Source organism: Kribbella sp. NPDC055071, assembly GCF_053608045.1.
On sequence record NZ_JBSGUS010000046.1, the window covers coordinates 1 to 24,363 of the forward strand.

22 protein-coding genes are annotated in these 24,363 nt (G+C 68.4%); 6 read left to right on the plus strand and 16 right to left on the minus strand.

Annotated features, from left to right (window positions below; all coding sequences use genetic code 11):
- The 4 genes from ACWF4Z_RS37375 to ACWF4Z_RS37390 all read right to left on the minus strand — a co-directional run.
- On the minus strand, positions 1-647 hold a 647-nt coding region (locus ACWF4Z_RS37375; RefSeq protein ID WP_452247972.1), incomplete at its 3' end, for a carbohydrate ABC transporter permease.
- Positions 644-1,690 (minus strand): carbohydrate ABC transporter permease, encoded by a 1,047-nt coding sequence (locus tag ACWF4Z_RS37380; protein WP_452247973.1) that lies wholly within the window; start codon positions 1,688-1,690, stop codon positions 644-646. The genes ACWF4Z_RS37380 and ACWF4Z_RS37375, both read right to left, overlap by 4 nt.
- Positions 1,687-2,934, minus strand: a complete 1,248-nt coding sequence (locus ACWF4Z_RS37385; RefSeq protein WP_452247974.1) for an extracellular solute-binding protein — start codon at positions 2,932-2,934, stop codon at positions 1,687-1,689. The genes ACWF4Z_RS37380 and ACWF4Z_RS37385 overlap by 4 nt, the downstream gene beginning before the upstream one ends.
- On the minus strand, positions 2,931-4,175 hold the full coding sequence (locus ACWF4Z_RS37390; protein WP_452247975.1) for a hypothetical protein: 1,245 nt from the start codon (positions 4,173-4,175) through the stop codon (positions 2,931-2,933). Before ACWF4Z_RS37390 ends, ACWF4Z_RS37385 begins: the two co-directional genes overlap by 4 nt.
- A 102-nt stretch (positions 4,176-4,277) precedes the next feature.
- Here ACWF4Z_RS37390 and ACWF4Z_RS37395 point away from each other — a divergent pair, with 102 nt between their 5' ends.
- Together ACWF4Z_RS37395 and ACWF4Z_RS37400 are read left to right on the plus strand one after the other, a co-directional pair.
- Positions 4,278-6,002, plus strand: a complete 1,725-nt coding sequence (locus ACWF4Z_RS37395) for a glycoside hydrolase family 36 protein (protein WP_452247976.1) — start codon at positions 4,278-4,280, stop codon at positions 6,000-6,002.
- A gap of 10 nt (positions 6,003-6,012) precedes the next feature.
- Complete coding sequence (locus tag ACWF4Z_RS37400) at positions 6,013-7,014, plus strand: LacI family DNA-binding transcriptional regulator (RefSeq protein WP_452247977.1); 1,002 nt, start codon at positions 6,013-6,015, stop codon at positions 7,012-7,014.
- On the opposite strand, the gene ACWF4Z_RS37405 is transcribed toward ACWF4Z_RS37400, so the two are convergent.
- Positions 6,963-8,168: an MFS transporter gene (locus tag ACWF4Z_RS37405; protein ID WP_452247978.1), complete on the minus strand. Its 1,206-nt coding sequence runs from the start codon at positions 8,166-8,168 to the stop codon at positions 6,963-6,965. The genes ACWF4Z_RS37400 and ACWF4Z_RS37405 overlap by 52 nt on opposite strands.
- A gap of 67 nt (positions 8,169-8,235) precedes the next feature.
- Here ACWF4Z_RS37405 and ACWF4Z_RS37410 point away from each other — a divergent pair, with 67 nt between their 5' ends.
- The 3 genes from ACWF4Z_RS37410 to ACWF4Z_RS37420 are packed head-to-tail and all read left to right on the plus strand — an operon-like array spanning position 8,236 to position 10,913.
- Positions 8,236-9,243 carry a DUF5937 family protein gene (locus tag ACWF4Z_RS37410; protein WP_452247979.1) on the plus strand — a complete coding sequence of 336 codons (1,008 nt, stop codon included), beginning with the start codon at positions 8,236-8,238 and terminating at the stop codon, positions 9,241-9,243.
- The gene (locus ACWF4Z_RS37415) at positions 9,240-9,896 is read left to right on the plus strand and encodes a hypothetical protein (RefSeq protein ID WP_452247980.1); all 657 of its coding nucleotides are present in this window, start codon (positions 9,240-9,242) and stop codon (positions 9,894-9,896) included. The genes ACWF4Z_RS37410 and ACWF4Z_RS37415 overlap by 4 nt, the downstream gene beginning before the upstream one ends.
- A 45-nt stretch (positions 9,897-9,941) precedes the next feature.
- On the plus strand, positions 9,942-10,913 hold the full coding sequence (locus ACWF4Z_RS37420; protein ID WP_452247981.1) for an EamA family transporter: 972 nt from the start codon (positions 9,942-9,944) through the stop codon (positions 10,911-10,913).
- Here the strand turns inward: ACWF4Z_RS37420 and ACWF4Z_RS37425 are convergent.
- The 11 genes from ACWF4Z_RS37425 to ACWF4Z_RS37475 all read right to left on the minus strand — a co-directional run bounded on the left by ACWF4Z_RS37425 (position 10,906) and on the right by ACWF4Z_RS37475 (position 22,144).
- The gene (locus ACWF4Z_RS37425) at positions 10,906-12,057 is read right to left on the minus strand and encodes an alanine--tRNA ligase-related protein (RefSeq protein ID WP_452247982.1); all 1,152 of its coding nucleotides are present in this window, start codon (positions 12,055-12,057) and stop codon (positions 10,906-10,908) included. The two genes, ACWF4Z_RS37420 and ACWF4Z_RS37425, sit on opposite strands and share 8 nt — an antisense overlap.
- A 247-nt stretch (positions 12,058-12,304) precedes the next feature.
- Positions 12,305-12,952, minus strand: a complete 648-nt coding sequence (locus ACWF4Z_RS37430) for a response regulator (protein WP_452247983.1) — start codon at positions 12,950-12,952, stop codon at positions 12,305-12,307.
- On the minus strand, positions 12,940-14,670 hold the full coding sequence (locus ACWF4Z_RS37435; protein ID WP_452247984.1) for a sensor histidine kinase: 1,731 nt from the start codon (positions 14,668-14,670) through the stop codon (positions 12,940-12,942). Before ACWF4Z_RS37435 ends, ACWF4Z_RS37430 begins: the two co-directional genes overlap by 13 nt.
- Complete coding sequence (locus ACWF4Z_RS37440; protein WP_452247985.1) at positions 14,667-15,032, minus strand: response regulator; 366 nt, start codon at positions 15,030-15,032, stop codon at positions 14,667-14,669. Before ACWF4Z_RS37440 ends, ACWF4Z_RS37435 begins: the two co-directional genes overlap by 4 nt.
- Positions 15,033-15,072: 40 nt before the next feature.
- Positions 15,073-16,194: a glycosyltransferase family 4 protein gene (locus ACWF4Z_RS37445; RefSeq protein WP_452247986.1), complete on the minus strand. Its 1,122-nt coding sequence runs from the start codon at positions 16,192-16,194 to the stop codon at positions 15,073-15,075.
- The gene (locus ACWF4Z_RS37450) at positions 16,191-17,441 is read right to left on the minus strand and encodes a M48 family metalloprotease (RefSeq protein WP_452247987.1); all 1,251 of its coding nucleotides are present in this window, start codon (positions 17,439-17,441) and stop codon (positions 16,191-16,193) included. The genes ACWF4Z_RS37445 and ACWF4Z_RS37450 overlap by 4 nt, the downstream gene beginning before the upstream one ends.
- A complete protein-coding gene (locus ACWF4Z_RS37455; protein WP_452247988.1) occupies positions 17,434-18,930 on the minus strand; it encodes a hypothetical protein in 1,497 nt (498 codons plus the stop codon). Before ACWF4Z_RS37455 ends, ACWF4Z_RS37450 begins: the two co-directional genes overlap by 8 nt.
- A 98-nt stretch (positions 18,931-19,028) precedes the next feature.
- Entirely contained in the window at positions 19,029-20,087 is a 1,059-nt protein-coding gene (locus tag ACWF4Z_RS37460) for an NlpC/P60 family protein (RefSeq protein WP_452247989.1), read from the minus strand.
- A 213-nt stretch (positions 20,088-20,300) separates the two neighbouring features.
- Positions 20,301-20,558, minus strand: a complete 258-nt coding sequence (locus ACWF4Z_RS37465; protein WP_452247990.1) for a hypothetical protein — start codon at positions 20,556-20,558, stop codon at positions 20,301-20,303.
- Positions 20,559-20,721: 163 nt separating this feature from the next.
- Complete coding sequence (locus tag ACWF4Z_RS37470) at positions 20,722-22,029, minus strand: NYN domain-containing protein (protein ID WP_452247991.1); 1,308 nt, start codon at positions 22,027-22,029, stop codon at positions 20,722-20,724.
- Entirely contained in the window at positions 22,022-22,144 is a 123-nt protein-coding gene (locus ACWF4Z_RS37475) for a hypothetical protein (RefSeq protein ID WP_452247992.1), read from the minus strand. The genes ACWF4Z_RS37470 and ACWF4Z_RS37475 overlap by 8 nt, the downstream gene beginning before the upstream one ends.
- Before the next feature lie 116 nt (positions 22,145-22,260).
- On the opposite strand from ACWF4Z_RS37475, the gene ACWF4Z_RS37480 reads away from it, so the two are divergent.
- Complete coding sequence (locus ACWF4Z_RS37480; protein WP_452247993.1) at positions 22,261-24,042, plus strand: DEDD exonuclease domain-containing protein; 1,782 nt, start codon at positions 22,261-22,263, stop codon at positions 24,040-24,042.
- Positions 24,043-24,363: the final 321 nt, after the last annotated feature.

Genomic DNA, 24,363 nt, shown 5'->3' on the forward strand with positions numbered 1-24,363 from the left:
ACGGCGACCACCGCGGGGCGGGCCAGTGGTAGGTAGACGAGCCAGAAGGTTTTGAACCAGCCGGCGCCGTCGACGACGGCCGCGTCGGCCAGCTCGGACGGCATGCGGGAGAAGAACTGGCGGAACAGGAAGATGTAGAACGGCGACCCGAAGAACGCCGGCAGGATCAGCGGGTAGAGCGTGTCGACCATGCCGAGGTTGTTGAAGAGCATGAACTGCGGCACCATCGTCACCTCCCCCGGCAACAGCATGGTCGCGAGTACGACGGCGAACACGATCCCGGAGAACCGCACCCGCAACCGCGCGAAGGCGAATCCCGCCAGCGAACACGACAGGACCGTGCCGACGATCGGGATCAGCGTCGTCAGCACCGAGTTCAGTGCATAACGCCAGAACGGGAACGACGTGATCGCGCGCGTGTAGTTGTCCCACAGGAACTCCCGCGGCCACACACTGGCGCCTGAACTCCCCACCCCGGCCAGCGATCTCAACGAAGTCGCGATCATCCACAGGAACGGGTACACGAAGACGAGTGAGCCGAGGGCCAGAACGACGTACAGGACGATCGTGAGTGAGACGTTCCGGCGCCAGAACGGCCGGTCGGCCTGGAATGCCACCGCCGGGCGGCTTTCTGCGATGGCGGTCATCGCCTTCTCCTCCTGCGTCGGCCGGCTTGGTCGGATTCGTAGTACACGGCGAACGCACTGCCGCGCAGAGTCACCGCGGTCAGCGCGAGGATCACGACGAACAGGATCCAGGCCAGCGCGGACGCGTAGCCCATCCGGAAGTTCTGGAAGGCGTTGTCGTAGAGGTAGTAGACGAAGAACAGCAGCGAGTCCTTCGGGCCGCCGTTCGCGATGAAGCCCTGGGTGAAGATCTGCAGCGAGCCGATGATCCCCGTCAATGCGTTGAACAGGATGATCGGCGACAGTTGCGGCAAGGTCACGTGCCAAAAGAGCCGGACCGGGCCGGCTCCGTCGAGTGCCGCCGCCTCGTACAGGTTCGTGGGGACGTCCTTCAGCCCGGCCAGGTAGATCACCATCGCCCCACCGATCGTCCACAGGCTCATCAGGATCACCGTCGGTAGTGCCCACGACGCATCGTTGAACCAGCCCGGTCCCTGGATGCCGAAGTGCGCGAGTACGTCGTTCGCGAGCCCGTACTGCGGGTTGAACACCCAGAGGAACAACACCATCTGCGCGACACCGGAGACCAGCGAAGGCAGGTACCAGATGGTCCGGAAGAACCGCATCCCGGGGAGCTCGGCGTTCAGGAGCAGCGCGACCAGGAAGGCGAGGACGGTCTGCAGTGGCACGCTGATCACGGCGTACAGCAAGGTCACCTTGAGCGCCTGCCCGACCCGCGGATCCTGGAAGGCCTGGCTGTAGTTGGCCAGGCCAACGAACTTCGGCGGCGTGATCAGGTCCCACGACGTCAGGCTGACGTAGATCGACGATGCCATCGGCCCGACCGTGAACAGCGCGAAGCCGATCAGCCACGGCGAGATGAAGAGCCAGAACGCGATCGTCTTGTCGGCCCGCGGCCACCTCCGCTTCGCCCCGTACGCCGCCAGTCCGATCACGGCGTACAGGACGATCAGCAGGAGCAGGAACGGGACCAGCGGGACGAGCGCGGTCGGGACACCCCAGGATTCCGCGAGGCTGCGGATCCAGCCAACGGTCGGATTCACTTCGTCAAGGCCTGCGTGCACTTGTCGGCGAGCTGGGGCAGGATCTTCGCGACGTCGTCCTTCCCGGTGCCGAGCGGGGTGTAGCTGGTCATCCCCTTCTCCGCGTCGCCGGAGACCTGCGCCTCCTTGGCGACCGAGACTCCGACGATGCCCGACTTCAGCGCGGTCGTGAACGCGGCCAGGTTGCGATCGGCCGGCAGGACCTTCTCCAGCGTCGCCGAGGAGGCCGCGATGATCGGTACGCCGAGAGCCGTATTGCCCTGGATCAGTTGGTCCTGAGCGACCTGTTGCGTACTGGCGAACTCGACGAACTTCTTCGCGGTGTCGAGCTGCTTCCCGGTCGCCTTCTTGGAGATCCCGAGGCCGTCGACCTCCATCGGGAATCCCTTGCCCGGAACGGGAACCAGGGTCCAGTTCGGCTTGCTGATCTTGGCGAAGTCCGCGACCGTCCATGGGCCGAAGTCGCTGAACGTCGCCAGCCGCCCGGCGGCGAACCACTGCGCCTGGTCCTGGCCCTGGATGTCGGTCGACGTCGGCGCCGTCCGATCCTTCTGCAGGTCGACGACGTACTGGGCGGTCTTGACGCCGGTGTCGTCGCCGAAGGTGCAGGCGGTGCCGTCGGCGTTGTAGTAGCCACCGCCGGCTGCCGTCAGCCAGCCTCGGTACCACAGGTTGCTGGAGCCGTACACGCGCGCCTTGCCGTCGCCGTGCGACAACTTCGCCGCCACCGTCTTGAACTCGTCCAACGTCATCGGAGTCGTTGCGCTTGGCAACGGTACGCCGGCGGCCTTGAAGGCGTCGACGTTGATCGCCATCACCTTGGGCTTGGCCGCGAACGGCATCGCGTAGTACTTGCCCTGGAACTGCAGGGCCGACGAGATGTTCGGCTGCACGTACTTGCCCGGGTCAACGGTCTGCTCGGCGAACGTCGGTGCGAAGCCGGCCAGGCTCGTGTTGCTGATCTCCATCACGGTCGACTGGGTGCCGGCCGCGATCGAGGTCTGCAGCTTCTGCTCGTAGTCGGCCTGGATCCAGTTCGTGGTCACCTTCGTGCCCGGGTTGGCCTTCTCGAAGGCGGCCGCGATCGCCTTCAGCGACGCAGCCTCCGAGTTCGTCCCCCAGAACGAGAAGCTGATGTCGGCGGAACCACTGTCGGTGTTCGAGGCGGGCTGGTTGCCGGTGGCGCACCCGGCGGCGAGCAGGAGCGCGGCCGCGGCGGGGAGCAGGCGGTAGGAAAGCTTCATGAGGGGTCCTTGGTCTGGGTCGTACTGATCCGGATGGTCCGGCCGGGCTCGATCGGGTGGGGAGGGCCGCCGGCGACGGTCACGGTGAGCGGCCCTGGTCCGCTGTGGACGGTGACTTCGCTGGTGTGCCGGCCGACTTGGTTGATGCGGAGGTCCCAGTCGCCGAGCGGGATGTGGTCGGCGGTGAGCGAGCTGAGCTCGACGGGCAGATGGGATTCGATGGTCAGGGCGGCTCGCGCCGCGTCCGGCTGGAGCCCGAGCAGGCCGACGACGAGGTGCCGGACGACCGTGAAGGAGATCTCCGGGTAGTCGTCCCGGCTGTCGATCAGGTGCTTGATCCACCGCCAGGCCGACTCGTCGCGGCCGTGCCGGCCGAACACCTCGGGGTAGTAGCTGAACGACTCGATGTTCAGCGGCGGCGCGATCTCCAGCTGGGCTTCGATGTAGTCCAGGAACCGCTCGTTACGCTCGCCCGTCCCGCTCAATCCGAACAAAGGGACCAGGGTGTGCGACTCCAGCCCCCAGCCGAAGTCGGGCCCGGCCTTGGTGATCCCGCGCGCGAAGTGGTCGCCGTTCCACCATTCGTTCAGGTACGTCGCCTGGATCCGCTCGGCCTGGGTGTGATGGCCGAGCTTGCGGAGTACGGCGTACTGGGACGCGAGACCGTCGCCGGCGAGGACGAGTGGCGCGTCGCCCTGCTCGTTGTAGGTGGCGGTGCCGAGGAAGATGTCTCCGGATCCACCCGCCTCCGGTACGCCGTCGCCGTCGGAGTCATGGGCTTGCACGAACTCGCCGATCGCGTGCCGGTAGTAGGCGGCCAGGTCCGGATCGTCGAGCCATTCGCGGTCGCCGGTCCAGTCGTACTGTTCCAGCGCCCGGTAGGCCAGGTCGAACACCGCGGGGATCTCCCGGACGAAGTGCTCGTCGCCGTGGTGGTCGAGGTCGGCGATCTGCCCGTCGAAGTGGAAGGCCCAGATCGGGAACCACTTCCGCGCCGGTGTCGCCGACCGGGCGAAATGCCGGAACATTGCGAAGTTCTCCGCGTCCAGGCCGAGCAGGTGAGCGCCGACCGCCTGGTGGCAGATGTCACGCGAGTAGAACATGTCCCGGGACGGGTAGCCGGCCCAGTACGACGGCAGGTTGCCGGGCGCCGCGTCCGTCTGTACCCAGTCCAGGGCGCGCTTGGACGCCCACGCGAAGGCGTCCTCGACGTACGGGTCGTCGGAACTCACAGTCAGCACGGCACTCCCCGGTCAAATCGGATATTAGCGCTAAAACTAGAGACGTAGACCAATTCGGTCAATACCTTCTGGCCATCTGGTTTTACCGCTATAGTCCACCGCGTGACGACTTTCGAGATCCGCTCTCCCGACGGCCGCACGCAGCGCACCGCGACGATCACGGGAGCGGCCACGGTGACCGAACGGCCGACGACCGAGCCCGGAGTCCTCCGGTACGACGTCGTGTCCGTCGGTGGCGGGGTGAGCGTGCGGTGGACGTGGCCGGCGGAGAGCGCGGTGACGTTGTGGCGGGCCGAGCAGGGGTCGCGGCGCGAGTTGCCGACCGACTGGGGTTCGCACCGCGACGTCCGGTCGGTCCGCTCGGCGCCGGTCGCGGCGCTCGTCGACGCGCAGGACCGCAGCCTGGCGACGATCTCGCTGTCGGCGACCGTCCGCGGCTGCGACTTCGCGGTCGGGGTGAACGAGGAGACCGCCGAGCAGCTGATCGAGCTGACCGTCCACGACACCGAAGACCAGCAATTCACGCTACGGATCGACCTGCGCGAGCTGCACTTCGCCGAGTCACTCCGCGAGGTGACGGCCGAGTGGACCACTGAGCTCGGCGACCGGATCGCGAGAGTCCCCCAGGTAGCACGGCAGGCGATGTACTCGACCTGGTACAGCGACCACCAGTACGTCTCGGCCGACACCGTCGAGCGGCACGCCCGTGCGGCCGTGGCGTACGACTGCGCGGCCGTGATCGTCGACGACGGCTGGCAGACCGACGACACCGCGCGCGGATACGCGTACTGCGGTGACTGGGAGCCGACCAGCCGTACGTTCCCGGACATGGCCGCCCACGTACGCCGGGTGCACGACCTCGGACTGCGTTACGTGCTATGGATCGCGCCACCGCTGATCGGCGTCCATTCCAAAGCCTGGGAGCGCTTGAAGGACCGGACTCTCGGTTTCGCCGACGGTGAGGTCACCGCTGTGCTGGACCCGCGCTACCCCGAGGTCCGCGAGCACCTGCTCGAGTGCTGCATCCGCCCGGTCCGCGACTGGGGTGTCGATGGCCTCAAGCTCGACTTCATCGACTCCTGGGCCTGGAAGACTCCCCCGCCGGCGCCGGACGCGGACTGCGCGTCGGTCGACCAAGGCGTCGAGCTGTTGCTCCAGGCCATCACGGACGAACTGCGCAGGCTGCGGCCCGACGTACTGATCGAGTTCCGGCAGGACTACGTGAACCCGCGGCTCTGGCAGTTCGGCACGTTCCTGCGCGCCGGCGACTGCGCCCTCGACCCAGTCGAGAACCGCGTGCGTACTGTCGATAGCCGCCTGCTCGCCGGCGATCGCGCCGTCCACTCGGACATGCTCATGTGGTCGCCCAAGGCCGCACCGGAGACTGTGGCGCAGCAGTTCATCGGTGCGCTGTTCAGCACGCCGCAAGTGTCGATGGAGCTCGACGCGTTGTCGCCGGAGCACGAGCGGGTCGTTCGGTTCTGGCTCGGCTTCATGCGCGACCACGCCGACGTATTGCTACAAGGCGCACTCACGCCGACTCGACCGGACGCCCGCTACACCCAGGTTCGTGCGGTGGGCGCGGAGACCGTCGTGGCCGTTTTCACCAACCCTGTGGTGCGTTTGACCGACACCGACCACAATGTGCTGCTGGTGAACGGCAGCGAGTCGCGACAACTCATCGTGGAAGGCGCCGGACCTGGACCGATCGAGCTCGTAGTGTCTGATCCTTCCGGCGGTGAGGTGTACCGGCAGACGACGACACCGCCGGAGCTGTGGGCGATCGACGTACCGGTCGCCGGGGTGGCCCGGATCGTGCGGACCTGAGGGGGACGGATTGGCAGAGCAGAGACCGCGACGGACGACCGTCGCGGATGTGGCCCGGCGGGCCGGTGTGTCGGCGATGACCGTGTCGAACGTGCTCAACGCACCACACCGGGTGGCCGAGCCGACGGTCCGGACAGTGCAGGCGGCGATCGAGGAGCTCGGGTACACACCGAACCACGCTGCCCGCGCACTCTCGTCCGGACGCAGTCAGGTCATCGGGCTCCCGCTGTACCTCGAGGACGAGTCGTTCAGCGATCAGAACCCTGGCCTGGGTGGGTTTCTGCACGGTCTACTCGGCGGACTGGTGAAGGCGTCCGCGACCTCCGGGTACGGCGTTCACGTCACCACTCCGACCGAGGGTGCGACCGAGATCGCGCTGTACGAGAAGCTGATCGCGGCCCGGCAGGTCGATGCGATCGTCGTGCTGGAGACAATGCCGCACGACGAACGGATCGAGTTCCTCAGCCAGCGGCGCTTCCCGTTCGTCGCGTTCGGGCGGACCGGGCTGACGCATCGGCAGTGCTGGGTCGATGTGGACAACGAGACCTCGATGGCCGGAATCGCCCAGCATCTGCAGGCGACCGGACGCTCGCGGGCGGTCTACCTCGCCACGGACAGCGCGCTGCCGTGGGTGCATCAGCGACAGGCTGGATTCCTGCGGGAGTTCCCGTCGGCGGTGGTGCGCTCGTTCGGGTCGCTCGATGCGGTGGCGTCGTACGTCGAGGAGAGTCCGGAGGCCGACGTGTTCGTGGCCGACAACGATGCGTACGCCGTGGTCGCGATGCGCGCGTTGCAGCGGCGCGGGATCACGGTCGGCGAGGACGTCGCGGTCACCGGGTTCAACGACTTCCCGTTCGCGAGCATGCTCGACACCCCGCTCACCACGGCCCGGATCCCGTTGCGGGACATCGCTTCCTGCCTGTTCGAGCGTGCGCTGCAGGAGATCGCCGGCGAGGTCGATCAGCCCGGGCGCCTCGTCACGGCACCGCTGGTGGTCCGCTCGAGTGCCTGACGGGCGATCAGCAGCGTGATGGCCGTACCGAGGACGCCGGCAGCGGCGATGGTGAGGTTGGGCGCGAGGAAGGTGCCGACCAGGCCGGCGAGCGCGATGCTGACGCCCTGAATCGTCATCAGGCCACTGGTCTGGAGGGTGAAGAAGCGGCCGCGGTACGACGGATCCACGGCCGCCAGGATCAGTGGGTCGACCCCCTGGTTGAACGCGTACCCCGCGCCGGAGATCGCGAGGAGGACGGCCGCGACCGGCACGGACGGCGTGGCGAGGAACGCGATCGCCGGGAGCTGGCTCATCAGCAGGAGTGGGACGACGAGCCGTCGCCGCGTGGAAGGGGTAAACCGCGCGGCGACGAGCTCGCCGAGTATCGAGCCGGCCGCGTACCCGGTGAAGAGCGCGCCGGCCGCCGCCGCGACCGTGCCGGCCTGGGCCGTGTAGGCGACCGCGAGTCCGTCCGGAACCGAGGAGAAGGCCGGCGCGACCCAGGTGAGCAGCACCAGGTTGCGGAGCCGCTTGGTGCCGAAGAGATAGCGAAGGCCGGACCACGACTCGCTGATCGGATTGCGCTGCTTCGGCTCGGCCGGTGTGTACGGCGTTCCCGTGCCGATCAGGAGCGCCGACGCCAGGAAACTCACCGCGTCCAGCGCCAGCAACCAGGTCGGCCCGACCGCTGCCACTGCCACCGCACCCAGCGCGAATCCGGTCAGCAGGGAGACCTGGCCGATTGCCCGCAGCAACGATCGGCCGATCGGGAAGAGTTCGGCCGGCAGCAGTCGCGCGAGACTCGCGGCCCGTGCGCCGGCGAAGATCGGCGCGATCACTCCGGTCAGCACCAACAGCCCCAGCAACCCACCCACGGGCATCCCCGGGACCAGCATCAGACCGATGCACAACCCGCTGAGCAGATCGCACCCCACCAGCACCCGCCGGGCCGGAAACCGGTCGGCCAGGGACGACAGCAACACCCCACTCAGCGCATAGGGCACGAACGAGCACACCAGCACCAACGCCGACAACAACGGCGATCCGGTCCGCTCGAAGATCAGGATCGACAACGCGACCTCGGCCGCGACCGTGCCCAGCATGGACGTCGCGTGCGCGGTGAACACGGCTCGCATCGCCGGCACCCGCAGTACGGCGGAGTATGACCTCACCCGGCGATGGTGCATCGCCACGAAGGGATCGGCGTACGCTTTCGGTTGTGGCCGAAAGTTCTTCGCTGTGACGGTGTTGCGCTTCACCCAGGGTGACGCGCTGCGCTGCCGGTTCGGCGCCTCGCCGTTGTGGGAGACGATGTCGGCGATCCGCGTACTCAACGGAGCACGGCACCGACCGTTGTACGCGGCCTGGGTCGAGAGCAAGCGGGAAGCCGCAGCGCACCTCGACCTCCGCGCACTGGCCGCGTTGCAACCCCACGTGGGCTTCACCCCGGATTTCCTCACGCCACCTCCGAAGGCGTCCCGGGCCAAGTTCGCGACCGAGATCGCGCGGGTCCGGAGCACGCCGCTCGACCGGGTCCGGTCCGAGCTCATCCACTCCCGCGACACCCTCGACAACCCGGGCGCACCAGCGATCGACCAGATGCTGCAGGACCTCGCCGGCACGCGGGAGCGCCTGGCCGATGCGATCGAGAGCGCCTGGGCGACCCTGATTCAGCCCGACTGGCCGCTGATCAGCCGCGTACTCGAAGACGACATCGCCTACCGCGGCCAGCAGTTGACCGACGGCGGCCTCGCCGGCCTGTTCGACGACCTGCATCCGAACCTCAGCTGGGAAGACGACCGCCTGATCGCACCGCGCTACCGGGACCAGGACCGTGATCTCACCGGCGAAGGGCTGCTCCTGGTCCCCGGCGTGTTCGCCTGGCCCTATCTGGTCGTCGTCGTGGACCCCAGCTATCACCCGACGCTGGTCTACCCGGCCCGCGGGACAGCACGCCTGTGGTCCGACGCTCCCGCTCCCCCGGACCCGTTGGCCCGCGTCCTCGGTCGTACTCGCGCCACCCTGCTCGTAGCCCTGGACCCACCCGCGACGACCAGTGCGCTCTCGGCCCAGTACGGTCTGGCGTTGGCCACGGTCGCCGAGCACCTGTCCGCCCTGTACGACGCGGGTCTCGCCACACGGCGTCGTACCGGCCATCAGGTGCACTACCGCCGTACCGAAGTCGGACAGGCCGTCGTCGACGCATCCGTCGGTCAGAGGGGTACTGGGGACAGAATGCAGGGGTGAAGACCGTTCCTCGCATGCGTCACACCCGCCGGTGGCCCGCGTCGCTCGCGGTGATCGCCGTCCTGATCCTGCAGGTGCTCGTGCCGGCGCAGATCAACGTGCTGCCGCGGTGGCTGATGCCCACGATCGGAGCGCTGCTCCTGCTGCCGCTGGTGTGGATGAACCCGTTCCACCTCCGCCGGGACGAACCCTGGCTGCGCTGGGTCGAGCTCGTGCTGCTCGCGGTGCTGGTCCTCGTGAACGCCCTCTACCTGGCCGGTCTGATCTTCTTCCTCAACAACGGAAACGCCAACGACGGCACGGTGCTGGTCAAGGGCGCGGTACTGATCTGGGTGACCAACGTGGTCGCGTTCGGAGTCTGGTACTGGGAGGTCGATCGGGGTGGTCCGTTCGCGCGGGCACCCGAGCACGAGCGCAAAACCGAGCGGGCGGACCTGCTGTTCCCGCAGATGACCGTCGATCTCGACGGCTGGAGCAACTGGCTGCCCGGGTTCACCGACTACCTGTTCGTCTCGTTCACCGCCGCGACCGCGTTCAGTCCGACCGACACGATGCCGCTGACCGCGCGGGTGAAGATCCTGATGGCGATTCAGTCCGGGATCTCACTGCTCACGATCGCGATCGTCGCGGCCCGGGCCGTGAACGTCCTCTGAGATCCCCCTCGACAGACATGTAATGGGCATGAGAGCGTTATGCCCATGTCGAGCACGAAGTCGGTGGGATTGGGGTTCGCGGTCTTCTCCGCGGTCACGTTCGGTGGTTCGGGACCGTTCGCGAAGGCCCTGATCGGCGCCGGCTTCACGCCGGAACAAGCGGCCTGGCTCCGCATCCTCGGCGCCGCCGCACTGCTCGTCCCGCTCGCCCTGATCTTCCGCGGTACGGCGGGACTCCGCGCTGCTCGTGCATCCTGGAAGGCCCTCGTGCTCTACGGCCTGACCGGAATCGCCGGGTGTCAGACCCTGTTCTTCATCGCGGCCAGCCGACTGCCGGTGGGCGTCGCGCTGATGCTGGAGTTCTCCGGGCCGGTGCTGGTGGTGGCGTGGCTGAAGTTCGGCCAGAAGGTCGCCGTACCGCGGTCTGCCGCTGTCGGTGTCGGCATCGCGGTGGTCGGTCTGGCGACGGTGGCCGAGATCTGGTCCGGGCTGACCATCGACCTGATCGGACTGCTGGCCGGACTCGCCGCGGCCGCGTGCCAGGCGACGTACTTCATCCTGATCGACAAGCTGACCGGTGCCGCGGACCCGCTCGTGATGACCGCGGCCGGCAGTGTGGTCGGCGCCGTGGTGCTGACCCTGATCGCGGCGCCGTGGGGCGTGCCCTGGCACGTGCTCACCGACACGATCGCGATCGGCCATCGGCACGCACCCGGCTGGGTGATGGCGGCCTGGCTCATCGTCGTCAGCACCGTCGTCGCCTACCTGGCCGGCGCGGCCGCCGTCCAACGTCTGTCCGCGGCGATCGCCGGAGCGGTCGCGTACGTCGAAGTCGTTGCCGCGAGCATCTTCGCCCTCATCCTGCTCGGCGAGACCCTGCGCACCAACCAGATCATCGGCGGCGTCATCGTCCTGGTCGGCGCCTTCGTGGCCCAGTCATCGGTCGGGAAGGTCGCTCCCCCGGAGGTCCCGGACTCCGACTCTTCCCGGACCGACGTCCTGGATCCCGTCATCTGAGCGAGTCCACCAGTTCCCGCGGGAGACCGTGGGTCTCGTGCAGGTACTCGTAGTCGGTCTCGTCGAGGGACTTGTGGAACCGCTCGTGGCTCAGCACCTTCCGGCCGCGATCGAGCAGGTTGCTGAACCGGATCTCCTCGTCGATCAGGATCCGGCGCACCAGCGTGACCGACTCGCCCTGATGGAAGTGGTTCAGCGTGTGCTCGAACAGTTCCAGCGGCAGATCCGACAACGACCGCGAGTCGTCGCCGCGCCACAGCAGTGTCAGCACGCGCCGGATCAGGCGCCGCAGCACGTACCCGCGCAGGGTGTTCGACGGGTGCACGCCATCGCCGACGATCACCATGCTCGAGCGTAGATGGTCGATGACGATCCGCTGCGACTCCTCGTCCAGCTGCCACAGCTTCGGCACGATCCGCATCCACGGCTCGAACAGCGACGTCTCGAACACCGACTCCTTGCCCTCGAGCAGCATCGTCAGCCGCTCGAGCCCGAGACCGGTGTCGATGTTCTGCTGTCGCAGAGGTTCGAGCGATCCGTCGTCGAGTCGCCGGTAGCGCATCATCACGTGGTTCCACACCTCGACCCAGCGGTCGTCGGTGGTCGGCGTACCCTCCGGATCTCCCTCACCGGTCCAGAGGAAGATCTCGGAATCCGGTCCGCACGGTCCCGTCGGCCCGTTCGACCACCAGTTGTCCTCGGTGGTCCGTTCGACCGGAACGCCGTACTCCTGCCAGGTCCGCAGCGACTCCTCGTCCAGTGGCACCTGCTCGTCACCCTCGAACACCGTCACGTACATCCGGCCGGGATCGATACCGAAGCCACGGGTGAGCAGCTCGTATCCCCACTGCAACGTCTGCCGGCTGCCGTAGTCCCCGAGCGACCACGAGCCGAGCATCTCGAACACGGTCAGATGGGTCGGATCCCCCACCTCGTCGAGGTCCGTCGTGCGCAGACATCGCTGCACACCCACGAGTCTGCGCCCCAATGGATGGGGCTCGCCTTCCAGGTACGGCGTCAGTGGATGCATCCCCGACGTCGTGAAGAGCACCGGATCACCCAGGCGCGGGATGAGCGTGGAACCGGTCGTCGGAACGTGCCCACGGTCGAGGTAGAAGTCGATGAAAGTCCTGCTGATACTCATGAATCTGGTCCTTGTCTGGAAAACCGGAACCAGACCACCGGACGTCAGAAACAACACCACCGGCGAACCGTTTCCGGTCGCCGGTGGAAGTGAAGAGATGTCAGGCCGCGGCAGCCGGAGAGCACGAAGCTCGTACGGCTGCGACAAGTCGGAACATCTGCTGCATGTCGCCCAGCGTACACGCAGCACCGGCCCGGCTGTCCAGCACCTTCTGTCAGCCGGCGAGGTCACCCGTCCGCCGGCGAGGTCATCCGTTGGCGGCGCGCAGGAACATCAGGACCGCCCGGACCCGGCGGTGGTCGTCAGGGGCCGGCGGCAGGCCGAACTTCTGGAAGATCGACCGTACGTGCGCCTCGACCGTCTTCGGGCTGAGCACCAGCGAGTCGGTGATCGACTGATTCGACCGGCCTTGGGCCATCAGCTCCAGCACATCGCGCTCGCGGTCCGACAGCCGTTCGACCGGGCTGCGTGGCCGCCCGATGATCTGCTCGACCACGGCCGGATCGATCACCAGGTCGCCGCGGCCGACTCGTCGTACCGCATCGGTGAAGTCGGCCAGCTGAACCACCCGGTCCTTCAGCAGGTAGCCGGTCCCGGTCGCGCCACTCGACAACAACGTGAGCGCATACTGCGGTTCGACGTACTGCGACAGCACGAGTACGGCGGTCTCCGGGTAGCGGGCGCGGATCTCCTGCGCGGCGGTCAGACCCTCCTTGCCGTAGCCGGGCGGCATCCGGATGTCGACGATCGCCACCTCCGGCCGATGCCGCTCGACCAGGATCCGCAGTTCGTCAGCATCACCTGCCTGCGCCACGACCTCGAATCCGGCCTCGGTGAGCAACCGAGCCATACCTTCCCGGAACAGCAGCGAGTCCTCGGCGATCACGACACGCATGGGATCTCCGCCCGTACGCAGGTTCCCCGGCCCGGCGGACTGTTCACGAGCAGCCGGCCATCAACGGCAGCTACCCGGTCGGCGAGACCGCGCAGCCCTGATCCCTCCGGGTCCGCGCCACCTTTGCCGTTGTCGCGGATCTCCACGATCAACCGGCCGGTCGTCCGCCGTACCGCGATGCTGACGTCCGTCGCCGACGCGTGCTTGGCGGCGTTCGCGAGTGCCTCGGAGACGACGAAGTACGCGACCGCCTCGACCGCCGGCTCGAGACGTTCGGCCGGTACGGCGACCAGCCGCACGGGCACCGCGGAACGCTCGGTCAGGGACCGCAACGCCGAGTCGAGACCCTCGTCGACCAGGACGGACGGATGGATGCCGCGGGCAAGCTCCCGGAGTTCGTCCAAGGCGGTCGTCAGCCCATCGGCGATCGCGGCCACCGAGCGGGCGGTCGCCTGATCTCCGTCGATCTCCAGCTTCGCCGCGGTCACCCGTGCGTCGAGCGCCAGCGAGACGAGCCGTTGCTGAGCGCCGTCGTGCAGGTCCCGTTCGAGCCGGCGCCGTTCGTTGTCCGCGGCAACGACGATCCGGGCGCGCGACGCGCGGACCTCGGCCAGCTGCGCGTTCAGCTCGGCCCGCAGCCGGCCGTTGTCGACGGCCATCCGGACGGCGGCACCGGCCGAGCTGAGCAAGTCCCCGTCGTCGAGCAGCGCGCTGTCGTGGACCACAGCGATCATCGGGGCGTCGTTCTGCTCGAAGTAGGTCGTAGTCTGACCGGAGCCGGCGGCCAGCGCAGCGCCGTTCGCGGCGAGATACCGCTGCGACTCGGGATCCCAGCGCCCCAGCACCAGACCCGGGTCGCCCAGCACCCGGGCCATCGTCCGCTCGACCAGGTCGAGCTCGGAATGATCGCCTAGCTCCGTCACGATCTCGCCGATCCGCGCCTGCCGCGCCCACCCGAGCGACAGACCGACGAGAATCGCGATCGGATGCAGCAGGCCGGCGTTAGTCGAAACGTCTCTGACGCCTGCACTGATCTCCGGATGAGTGGCGTAGAACCCCAAGTAGTTGCCCACGGCCTGGGCGCTCAGTGCCAGCAGCAACGGTACGGCGGTCACCAGGACCGGCGCGGAGATCCGTCGCATCGGCCGGCTTGCTCGCAGCCACCGGACCACGCAGACCACCGCGAGGCCGACCAGCATCGGCACCAGGAAGTAGACCTTGTTCGGAAACTGCCCGTAGAGCTGCTTGAGCAGCGCAACCTCGTCCGGCCCCGCGTACAGCAGGTTGAGGTCCGGTCGACACGTCCCGCAGCCCAGATCGGTCGGATCGGTCCGGAAGGCCGGAATCGTCGTCCAGCACACCATGGCGATACCGGCGACGAGAACAGCCCGTCGCTCCCACCGCGTCAGCCGGCCGGTCGGGAACGCGAGCAGGAGCGCGACCAGCGCCGGCAGGAAGGCCAGTTCGAACGCGACGCCGATCGTCCACACGAGCGGGATCTGGCTGCCCTCGAACACGAACATCGAATAGGCGACGCCGGTGAGGATGAGCAGGACGCCGGTCCGGTTCTTCGGCTGCCGGTTCCAGGCGATCAGACCGGCGACGAGGTACAACCAGGGCAGCAGACCCCACTGCCAGGACGCGGGATCGTGACGCGACACCAGCAAGGACGCCACTCCGGCGGCCGCGCCGACGAGGACAGACAGCGCGCGCTTCATCCTCGACACCCGAGGAGCTCGCTGATCCTGGACTCGGACAGCTCGGCCTTCGAGATGAAGCCTCGCGCCGGTGTGCCGGGCAGACGGCTGCGGTACGCCGAGGCATCGCGGATCGAGGTGAGGATCACCGCGGGCGCGTCCGGCTCCTCGGCCAGCCGGCGGGCGACCTCGAAGCCGTCCATGTCCGGCAACTGGACGTCGACCAGCACGACGTCGGGCCGGAGCGCCTGCACGGCCGAGATCGCCGAGCCGCCGTCACCGGATTCGCCGATCACCTCGAACCCGTGCGACTCCAGCATCCGGCGGGCCGAACTCCGGAACAGGACGTAGTCGTCCACGATGAAGATGCGCGCCGCCCCCATCCCCACATCGTCGGGGCCACCGGTCAATCAGGGCCACCCCTCAATCGAGGTCGAGCAACTCTCGCAGCACGGCGCCACTGCGGGCCCAGGTCCAGTCGCGTTGAACCCAGGCACGGCCGGCTGCACCCATCGCGCGAGCGCGAACCGGGTCGGTGAGGAGTTCGGCGATGCGGACCGCGACAGGGACCGGGTTGTACGGATCGACGAGGTAGCCGGTGGTGCCGTGCCGGACCGTGTCACCGGCTCCGCCCGAGTCGCCGACCACGACGGGCTTGCCGGTCGCGGCGGCTTCGAGCGTGACGATGCCGAGCGCCTCCGGCTCGAGCCCGAGCCGCCGGGTCCGGCACGGCATCGCGAACACATCCGCGGCATCGACGTACGGCGGAATGTCGGTCCAGGGCACGGATCCGGTGAAGATCACCGACGGGCGGACGCCTACCTCGGCCGCCAGCGTCTCGAGCCGGTCGCGATCGGGACCACCACCGACCAGCAACAGCACCGCGGACGGCACGGCCTCCAGGACCCGGGGCCAAGCGCGGATCAGGGTGTCCTGGCCCTTGCGCGCGATCAGCCGTGACACGCAGACCACGACCGGGACTCCTTCCAGACCGAGCCCCTTGCGGACCTGCTCCCCACCGCACCCCGGCGAGAAGCGATCCGTGTCGACGCCGGGTGCTAGTCGCCGCATCCGTCGTACGGCGGTCGGTGACAGCGCGGGCGTGATCTGGTCGGCACACCAGGAGGACACGGTCGTCAGCGCGTCCGCTGCGTCGCCGATCCGCCGCAGCGCTTGGCGGGTGCCTGGCAGGTGGGCCCACCAGGTCTCGTGCCCGTGGGTCAGCGCGACGATCCGCCGTGCACCGGCTCGTCGCAACGCGGGCCCCATGAGCCCGAGGGGTGCGGACGCGCCGAACAGGATCCGGTCCGCGTCGTACTCGCGCATCAGCCCGACCGCGGTCTTCGTGATGCGGGCTGTCGGCAACAACATCGTCGTCCGGTCGCGGACCACGGGGAACGGCAGGTTGGCGTCGTAGGCGGTATCGCCGGCCTCGTGGGAGGTGTAGACGACGGGATCGGGAAGCTGGTCGCACAGGGACCGGACGAACGTCTCGATCCCGCCTTGGCGCGGCGGGAAGTCGTTCGTGACGACCAGGACGGTCACCGCTGCGGCGCCAGCGGCGGGACGGTCGTGTGGTGCTCGCTCGCCCAGGCCCGGCCCATCGCGATCCGCTCCGGAGGCGTGGGATGGGTCGCGAACAGCCAGTACCGCCACCAGCTCGGATCCAGGCCGGAGATGTTCGTCACGGCCAGGTCGTGCTGGAGGGCAACGAAGTCCTGCGGATCGTTCGTCAGCCGCAGCGAGTGCAGATCGGCGCGCGCCTCGATCCGGCGACTGACGAAGTTCTGCACCGGGGAGGCGACGGTCGTGCCGGCGACCATCAGGGCGAGCAGCAGGGCGGTCCGGCGTGGGTCGGACATCCTTGACCCGAGCAACAAACTCAACAGCGTCACCCCGAAGGCCACACCGAGGACCCCGATCAGCGTGCCGTGCAGTACGTCGTCCTCCGCGGCATGCCCGAGCTCGTGCGCAACCACCAGCCGGACCTGCGCGGGTGGCGCGTCCCTCAGCAACGTGTCGTACACCACCAGCCGACGGGTCGAACCGAAGCCGGAAACGTAAGCATTCAAGGCGGTCGTGCGCTTCGACGCATCCGCGACAAGCACGTCTTCGACAGGTACGCCGTCGGTCGCGGCCAGCTTCATGAACTCGGTCCGCTGCGCGCCGGCCGGCATCGACGTGAACTGGTTGAACCGCGGCTCGACCAGCACCGGATAGGCGAACGACACCCCGAACACCAGCAGCGCGGCGGCGCTTGCCGCAGGCAACCACCAACCCTTGCCCCAGCGTTTCGCGAAGCCGATCAGGACGAGGGCGATCACGGCGAGCGCGAGCGATGTCAGCGCCAGATTCATGACCCGGTCGCGGGTCCACAAGCTCCAGTCCTCGACGGACAGGCCGTACTTGCGGGTGACCCGTTCGGCCATCACATCGCTCGGCGCGGTGATCAGGCTGGTGAGGATGCCGAGTCCGACGACGAGCAGCGGGACGGCGACGTACCAGAGCTTGCGGATCCGGAGAGCGTCGTACAAGCGGCGTCCGAGCGAGCTGAAGCCGATGACGAGCGGGACCACGACCGAGAGCACCCAGGAGGTCGTGGACCATGGCAACAATTCGTGCCGGAATGCGTTCTGCCGGGCGATTTCCGCGGTCGTGAAGTCGAGCGCCGGGTTGGGTGTGGGCAGGCCGATCAAGGACCACGGCGTACTGGTCACGATCACGACGATCAGCTCAGCGGCAAGGACGAAGGCGACCACTCGGGGCGCCCACCACTTCACCCCATCAGGCACCGGCGAGCCTCGTGAGGTACTTCTGCCACTCCACGATGAACTCCGCCTCGGTCATCCCCAGCACCGACTTGAACGCGTCCGCCAGACCGGACGCGCTCTTCGACGCGTGCACCGCCCGGTAGAACTTCACCAGCTTGCTCTGCCCTTCCCGCTCCGCGATCAGCCGGCAGGCAAGCCAGGCCGACTCGTACGCCTGGGGCAGATCGGTCGCGGAGGCCGCGAACGCTTGCGTCGAGGGCAGCGCGGTCGGCACCTTACCGTCCCGGACCGCCTTGAACAGCTCCTTCGCCGCCGACTCGTCCTGAACGGGTACGGCGGTGAACGCGATGTAGTCCGCGAATCCCTCCGCCAGCCAGAGCGGCACGGGTGACGCGGTGGCGGTCGACGCGACGTGGGTGGTCTCGTGCGTGAGCACGATCCGGCGACCTTGTTTGCCGAGCTCCTCGAACAGCTTCGGGTTGGCGACGATCCGCACCGGAGCTCCGGCCTCTGGACTGTCCAGCTCGGCCATCGTGACGGCGGCGATCTGGGTGTACGTGTTCGGCTGGGCGCCGAGGACAGCCTCCATCTGCGACTGTTTGGCGGGCAGGTAGACGATCACCTTCTGCCGCCAGCTCTTGCCCCACACCTTGGTCACCGACTCGACCGCGCGATCCGCGACCGAGACGTAGCTCTTGGCGTCCGACTCGGACTCGAGGCTGATCACCAGGCTGTGCTTGCCTTTGACCACATTCAGCGGGCCGAGCGTCCAGATCGGCCGGCGCTGACCCGCGACGAACCGCTCCGAGAACGACGCCGCGTACGTCGCTCCGTCCCGGGTGACAAACGTGACCGGCAAGGTCTCGCGGGCGGGCTTGACGTCGAACCCGGAGAGCTGCCAGGAGACCTCGACCTGCGCCAGCCACGCCTGGCTGCCACCGAGCTGGCTCTGCCGGTCCGGAGTGAGCGCGGCGATGTCGTCGCTGACGTAGCGCAACTGGAAGCTGGCGATCGGGAGGGTGCTCAGGTTCCCGAAGATCGTCCGCGCGCTGGTCCGGAAGTCGGTGGCCTTCGGGTCGATGGTGTCCAGGAACTCGCTGCGGTTGTCGCTCTTGACCGCATCGGCCATCTTCTGGAGCACGGCCTCACCCGCGACGGCACGCTGCACGCCGTCCGCGGCCTCGTCCGGAGTCGTGGAGGTCTGCGGGAGGTGTGAGGCGGGCGCGTTCGGATCGGCAGGCGCGTTCGCGATCTGCTGGAGGCCCGCATACCCGGCGCCGGCGACCAGGCAGACGGCCAGCCCGAGGGCGACCTTCTTGGCGATCGGCCCGAACGACGGAGGCAGCCGCCGGCCGCCAGAATCCGCGCGCGGGGCTTCATGCTCCGGTTGATGATGCGGTGACCGCGGTTGGTCACCGGGCGGCGGGGTGACCGGCAACGGCACCGTGTCGCCGTGTTCGTCGATCACCTCGGCCCCTCGCTGCTCACCTGCCCCAGTCAGGCGGGACACTACGTGCCTCCTCCGACATTACGGCACCGGGGTGTCCGTACAACGACTCGGCTCCGGGAGGGATCCCCCGGAGCCGACGAGTATGTCAAGAACGCAGGTCAGCCCGGGCGGACCGCGGTGTTGAAGGGCATTTCGTCCATCTGGGCGATGCGCACGGACGTCCCCGGACGCGGGGCGTGCACGATCCGGCCGTTGCCGAGGTACATCGCGACGTGGCTGATCGGCGAGTAGTAGAAGATCAGGTCGCCCGGCATCAGCTGGCTCTTGCTGACCCGGCGGCCTTCGCCGGCCTGGGCCTTCGACGAGTGCGACAGCGAGACTCCGGCCTTGCCCCAGGCGTACATCATCAGGCCCGAGCAGTCGAAGCTGTCGGGGCCGTCGGCGCCCCAGACGTAGGAGTCGCCGAGCTGCGAGAGCGCGGCCTGCACCGCGATCGAGGCGCGGCCGCTGGCCGGCACGTTCGGCAGGTTCGTGTCGTCGGTCCGCTGGCCGCTGCGCGTCGGGCGCTCACTGCGCGCCTTCGCTTCCTCGTCGGCGTTCTCCTGCTCGATCCGCGCGCGCTCGTCACCAGTGAGCTTGTCCAGCACCTTCTGGGCAGCGTCGAGGTTGGTCTGGATCTGCTTGACCAGCGCGGCCTGCTTGTCCCGCACCGCCGTCAGCGAGGCCAGCTCGGTCTGCTCACCGGCCTGCAGGTCGGTGAGCTTGCCCTGGGCCTCCTGGTAGCGGCGGAGCGCCGCGTCCTGCTGGCCCGCGAACGCCTGTGCGGTCGAGGCCTGGCTGAGGAACTGGTCCGGGTTCTGCGAGAGCAGCAGCTGGGCCGTCGTCGACATCCCGGAACTCTGGTAGCCGGCGACCGCGAGGGATCCGATCTGCCGCTTCACCGTGTCGACCTGGGTCTGCTGCTGGGCGATACCGGCCCGCAGGGCGTTCACCCGGGCGGTCGAGGCGTCGATCTGCCCACGGAGGTCGTTCGCGCCTTCACCGGCGATCTCGGCCTTGTGCTGCAGTTCGGCGACCTGCGCCTTCGCCTGCTGGAGGGTGGGCTTGGGATCGGCGTCCGCGGCTCCCTGGATGAAGAGCACACCCGCAATGACTGCCGTGCTGGTGATGGCGGCGAGGGCGATTCCCTTGGTGCGGTTGATGCGTCCGATGGACACAGCCCGGTCGGTCCCTTCCTCTGCTCGCGCCGTCCCCGTCGACCCGCGCCCGCCTGTGGTTGCCCACAGACCCCGAACGGGTCACTCCCTCGGCTTACAGCTGCCCGGTCGGCCCGATCGGCCGACACCCTGAGGCAACGAGCCCTCACAGTAGTGACCGTTTCGTGACCAGTGCAATTCGCCCCTCGGGTTTGATCCAAAATTAACGAAACCTCACCCCAGACCCACCACCGTTTCGCCTTCCCCATCAGGGAATTCGGCAGCAGTGTCCAACTCGACACTGCTGACGGCGTGGACGAGCCGGAGGGGTGGGACCAGGCCGGAGTCGGCCAGCGTGGCCAGGGCGGCTTGCTCTTCGTCGTCGATGCGGAGAGTAGTGGATCTCTCGGCGGACAAGCCCAGAACTACCGTGACGACGCAGTCCTGGCAGCCAGGACCCCGCATCGCACACGCGTCGCAGTCGATCAGCACAACGTCCTCCAAGTGGGGAAGTGCCGGGGCTTCCACCCGGCTGAGAAGGACGCTAGAGACCCCCACCGACAATTCCCTGCCTCCCCTGTCTCCCTCGCGCTGTCTTCCGCCCTGGGCACCTCCCCTCCGGTTTCTTTCCTTCCTTCCGGAGTGCGTTTATGGATCAAGCGCGAGCGATGCGGGCGATCAGGCTGGTGGCGGAGAGTGAACGGGCACCGAGCTTCATGATGCTGTCCGCCACCTCACGGTCGGTGGAGACGACGACGAGCGGGCGGCCGGGCGGTTCGGCCCGGACCAGTTGGCGGATCACCTCGTCGGCGATCACCCCGGCGGGACTGAAGCGGACCCGCACACCGCGCGGTGGATTCAGTTGGACCGGCCCGGAGAGCTCCGCGCCGTCGAAAACCACAGTGACTTCGATCCGGCGTTGCGCGACCAGCGCACCCAGCGCAGTCACCAACCGTTGCCGTTGGGAATTCAGCGGCGAGTTGGGCCAGGCAGTCTTCGTGACGTTGTAGCCGTCGATGATCAGATGGACCTGCGGCAACGACAACAACTCGTCGAACAAGGCCGGATCGTCCTCCGGCGCAGTCCGTCCGACCGGCGCGGCCTCAGGCTCCGTCCCCGCCACTGTGTCGGCCGGGCGGAGCTCTCCCCCGGGCGGCAACGCCAGCTCGCGGCGGAGTCCACTCGCCGCCTCGAGGACTGTGTCCAGCAGAAGCCTGGTCCGGGTCGATGCGAGCTCGCGCTCCTGTCCCGCCGTACGACGGGCCGCGTGCTCGATCGCTTCGAGTTCGGTAATGCGGGACCGGAGTTTGCGCAGCTCACGGTCCACTTCGGAGCGCGCGGCCTCGACCCGCTCGTCGGCAGTGTCGGCCTGCTTGGTCTGGTACTCGAGGTCGCTCTGCAGGCCGGTGATCCGCTGCCGGGCCTCGTTCAGCTTGCGGCGGAGCGTGACGTTCTCGGCCTTGACCTCGTTGACCTGTTCACGAAGCCGTTCGCGGACCTGCCGGGCCTCGGTCCGGGCCTGATCGAGCTGGTCGGTGAGCCTGCTGACGACCTCGTCGTCGGCGTGCGGGGTCTCGACCGGCAGTTGAGCGGCCGCGGCGACACGTTGCTCCCAGTCGTCCGGCCGTAGCAGGTAGGCCAGGGCCGCGACCTCGACCGGGTCGGCGGTCGGGACCGGGATGCCTTCGGCAACGGCATCCCCGAGCTCCGGGTGCTCCCGCCGTACCTGGAAGGCCGTCAGCCGGCGGAAGTGCTCGTCGGTCTCGAGGATCGGGCCGAGCACCGACGCCGAGAGTTTCGCGCGCTTGGCCGGCGCGAAGCTGGCGAAACGGCGCAGCGGGGCCGGGATATCGGTCGCCGGAAGCTGGCCGAGTGCGTGGGCGGCAAGGGTCAGAACCCGTTGCCGGACCGGTTCGGGCAAAGTCGTAGCGGCGGAGCTCGCGGCGGTGCCGGCCTCAGTCACCGGTCCGCAGTCCGGCCGGAACGATGGCCTGGCAGCGCGCGGCGCCGAGCCAGTGATGCAGACCACAACGAACGGGCATCGGGCCCGGTTTCGCGGTGATCGCCTGTGTACGCATACACAGAGCCTAGTCGCTCGGGTCCCGTTCGCCACGTCGTTTGAGGGCGCCGGTGGTGACGCGCGCCTCGCGTGTCCCTCGCGGAATTGTCGGTGGCGGCTCTTAGCGTCGTTGCCATGACCTCCCCGGGGCAGGAACCGCTGATGCCGATCCGTGGTGTCCAGCCGAGTTTCGACGACCTGGGCACACCGCTGCACGCCATCACCTTCTGCGTCGTCGACCTGGAGACGACCGGCAATCCGCCAGGCGTCGGCGGGATCACCGAGATCGGCGCGGTGAAGGTGCGGGCCGGTGAAGTGATCGGCGAGTTCCAGACGCTGGTCAACCCGTCCGAGGCGATCCCGCCGTTCATCGCGGTGCTGACCGGGATCACCAACGGGATGGTTGCCTCGTCACCCCGGATCGAGTCGGTGCTGCCGGCGTTCCTGGAGTTCGCGCACGGCTGCGTGATGGTGGCGCACAACGCGCCGTTCGACATGGGGTTCCTGAAGCACGAGACGCAGGTGCACGGGTATGACTGGCCCGACTTCGCGGTCGTCGACACCGCGCTGCTGGCACGCCGGGTGATCACTCCGGACGAGGCGCCGAACTGCAAGCTCGGGACACTGGCGAAGCTGTTCCGGACGAAGGTCACGCCGAATCACCGGGCCCTGTCGGACGCGCGAGCGACCGTCGACGTGCTGCACGGGCTGTTCGAGCGGGTCGGATCGTTGGGCGTGCAAACGTTGGAGGACCTGCAGACGTATTCGTCCCGGGTCGCGCCTGCGGTCCGCGCGAAGCGGCACCTGGCCGAGTCGTTGCCGCATGCACCGGGTGTGTACCTGTTCACCGACGACCGCGGCGAGGTGCTGTACGTCGGGAAGTCGAAGGACCTGCGGACCCGCGTCCGCTCGTACTTCACCGCGTCGGAGACCCGGAACCGGATCGGCGAGATGGTCGGGATCGCGACCGGTGTTCGCGGGATCGAGTGCGGGACGGCGCTCGAGGCCGAGGTCCGCGAGCTGCGGCTGATCGCGGAGCACAAGCCGCGGTACAACCGGCGCTCGAAGTTCCCCGAGCGGCAACACTGGCTGAAGGTCACCGTCGAGCCCTTCCCCCGCCTGTCGCTGGTCAAACAGGTGCGTGACGACAGCGCCGGGTATCTCGGCCCGTTCAGCTCGCGGAAGACGGCCGAGCGGGCGATGGCCGCGCTGCACGAGGCGTTCCCGATCCGGCAGTGCACCGCGCGGATGTCCCGCCATCCCCAGCTGTCCCCCTGCGTGCTGGCCGAGATGGGCCGCTGCGTGGCGCCGTGCGACGGACGGATCTCAGCGGATTCGTACGGCGAGTTCGTGGCGGCGCTGCGGACGGCGCTGACCGTGGATCCGACGCCCGTGGTCGAGGCTCTGGACCGGCGGATCGATGTGTTGTCGGCCGACGAGCGGTTCGAGGACGCTGCCGTTCAGCGGGATCGGTTGAGCGCGTTCGTGCGGAGTTCGGCGCGGATGCAGCGGATGGCGTCGGTGACGGGGTGCGCCGAGATCTGCGCAGCCCGGCGGACCGACGATGGCGGCTGGGAGCTCCACGTGATCCGCCGCGGCCGCCTCGCGGCGGCCGGGATCAGCCCGCGCGGGACCGACCCACGCCAGTATCTGGAGATGCTGCGCGCCTCGGCCGAGACCGTGCTGCCCGGCATCGGCCCGGTCGCGTCGGCCTCGCCCGAGGAGATCGAGCTCGTGCTGCGCTGGCTCGACCAGCCTGGCATCCGCCTGGTCGAGATGGACGGCACCTGGACCTGCCCGGTCGGCGGCGCCGGCCGCCACCTCACCCGCCTCGACAACGCCCACACCGACCAGCACTCCCACCCCACCGACCGCCGCCGCCGACTACGCCCACTAGGCCCGGCCCACGTCGCCTGACCCGCGGGCCCGCCACCAGCGACACCCCTCAGCCGACAGCTCAGTCACAACTGGCGGGGATATCCGGCTCTTGTGTCCGATGTGTGGTGTGGTTGGTCGCCGCTGCGCGGCAGTTGTCCCGTTGCCGCCTTCGCGGCGGTTGTCCTGTTGCCGCCTGCGCGGCGGGGGCGCAGGTGGTGGATTCGCCGCTCGTGTGGTTTGCGCGAGGCAACTGTGGTGGCGCGGTCTCCGGGCTGCGTGATGGTGCCAGTCGCGGTGGTGTGCGTCAAGGGCGCCTTCGGCGTCGCTGCGCGATCTTCGACCCTTGACCCACACCACCTG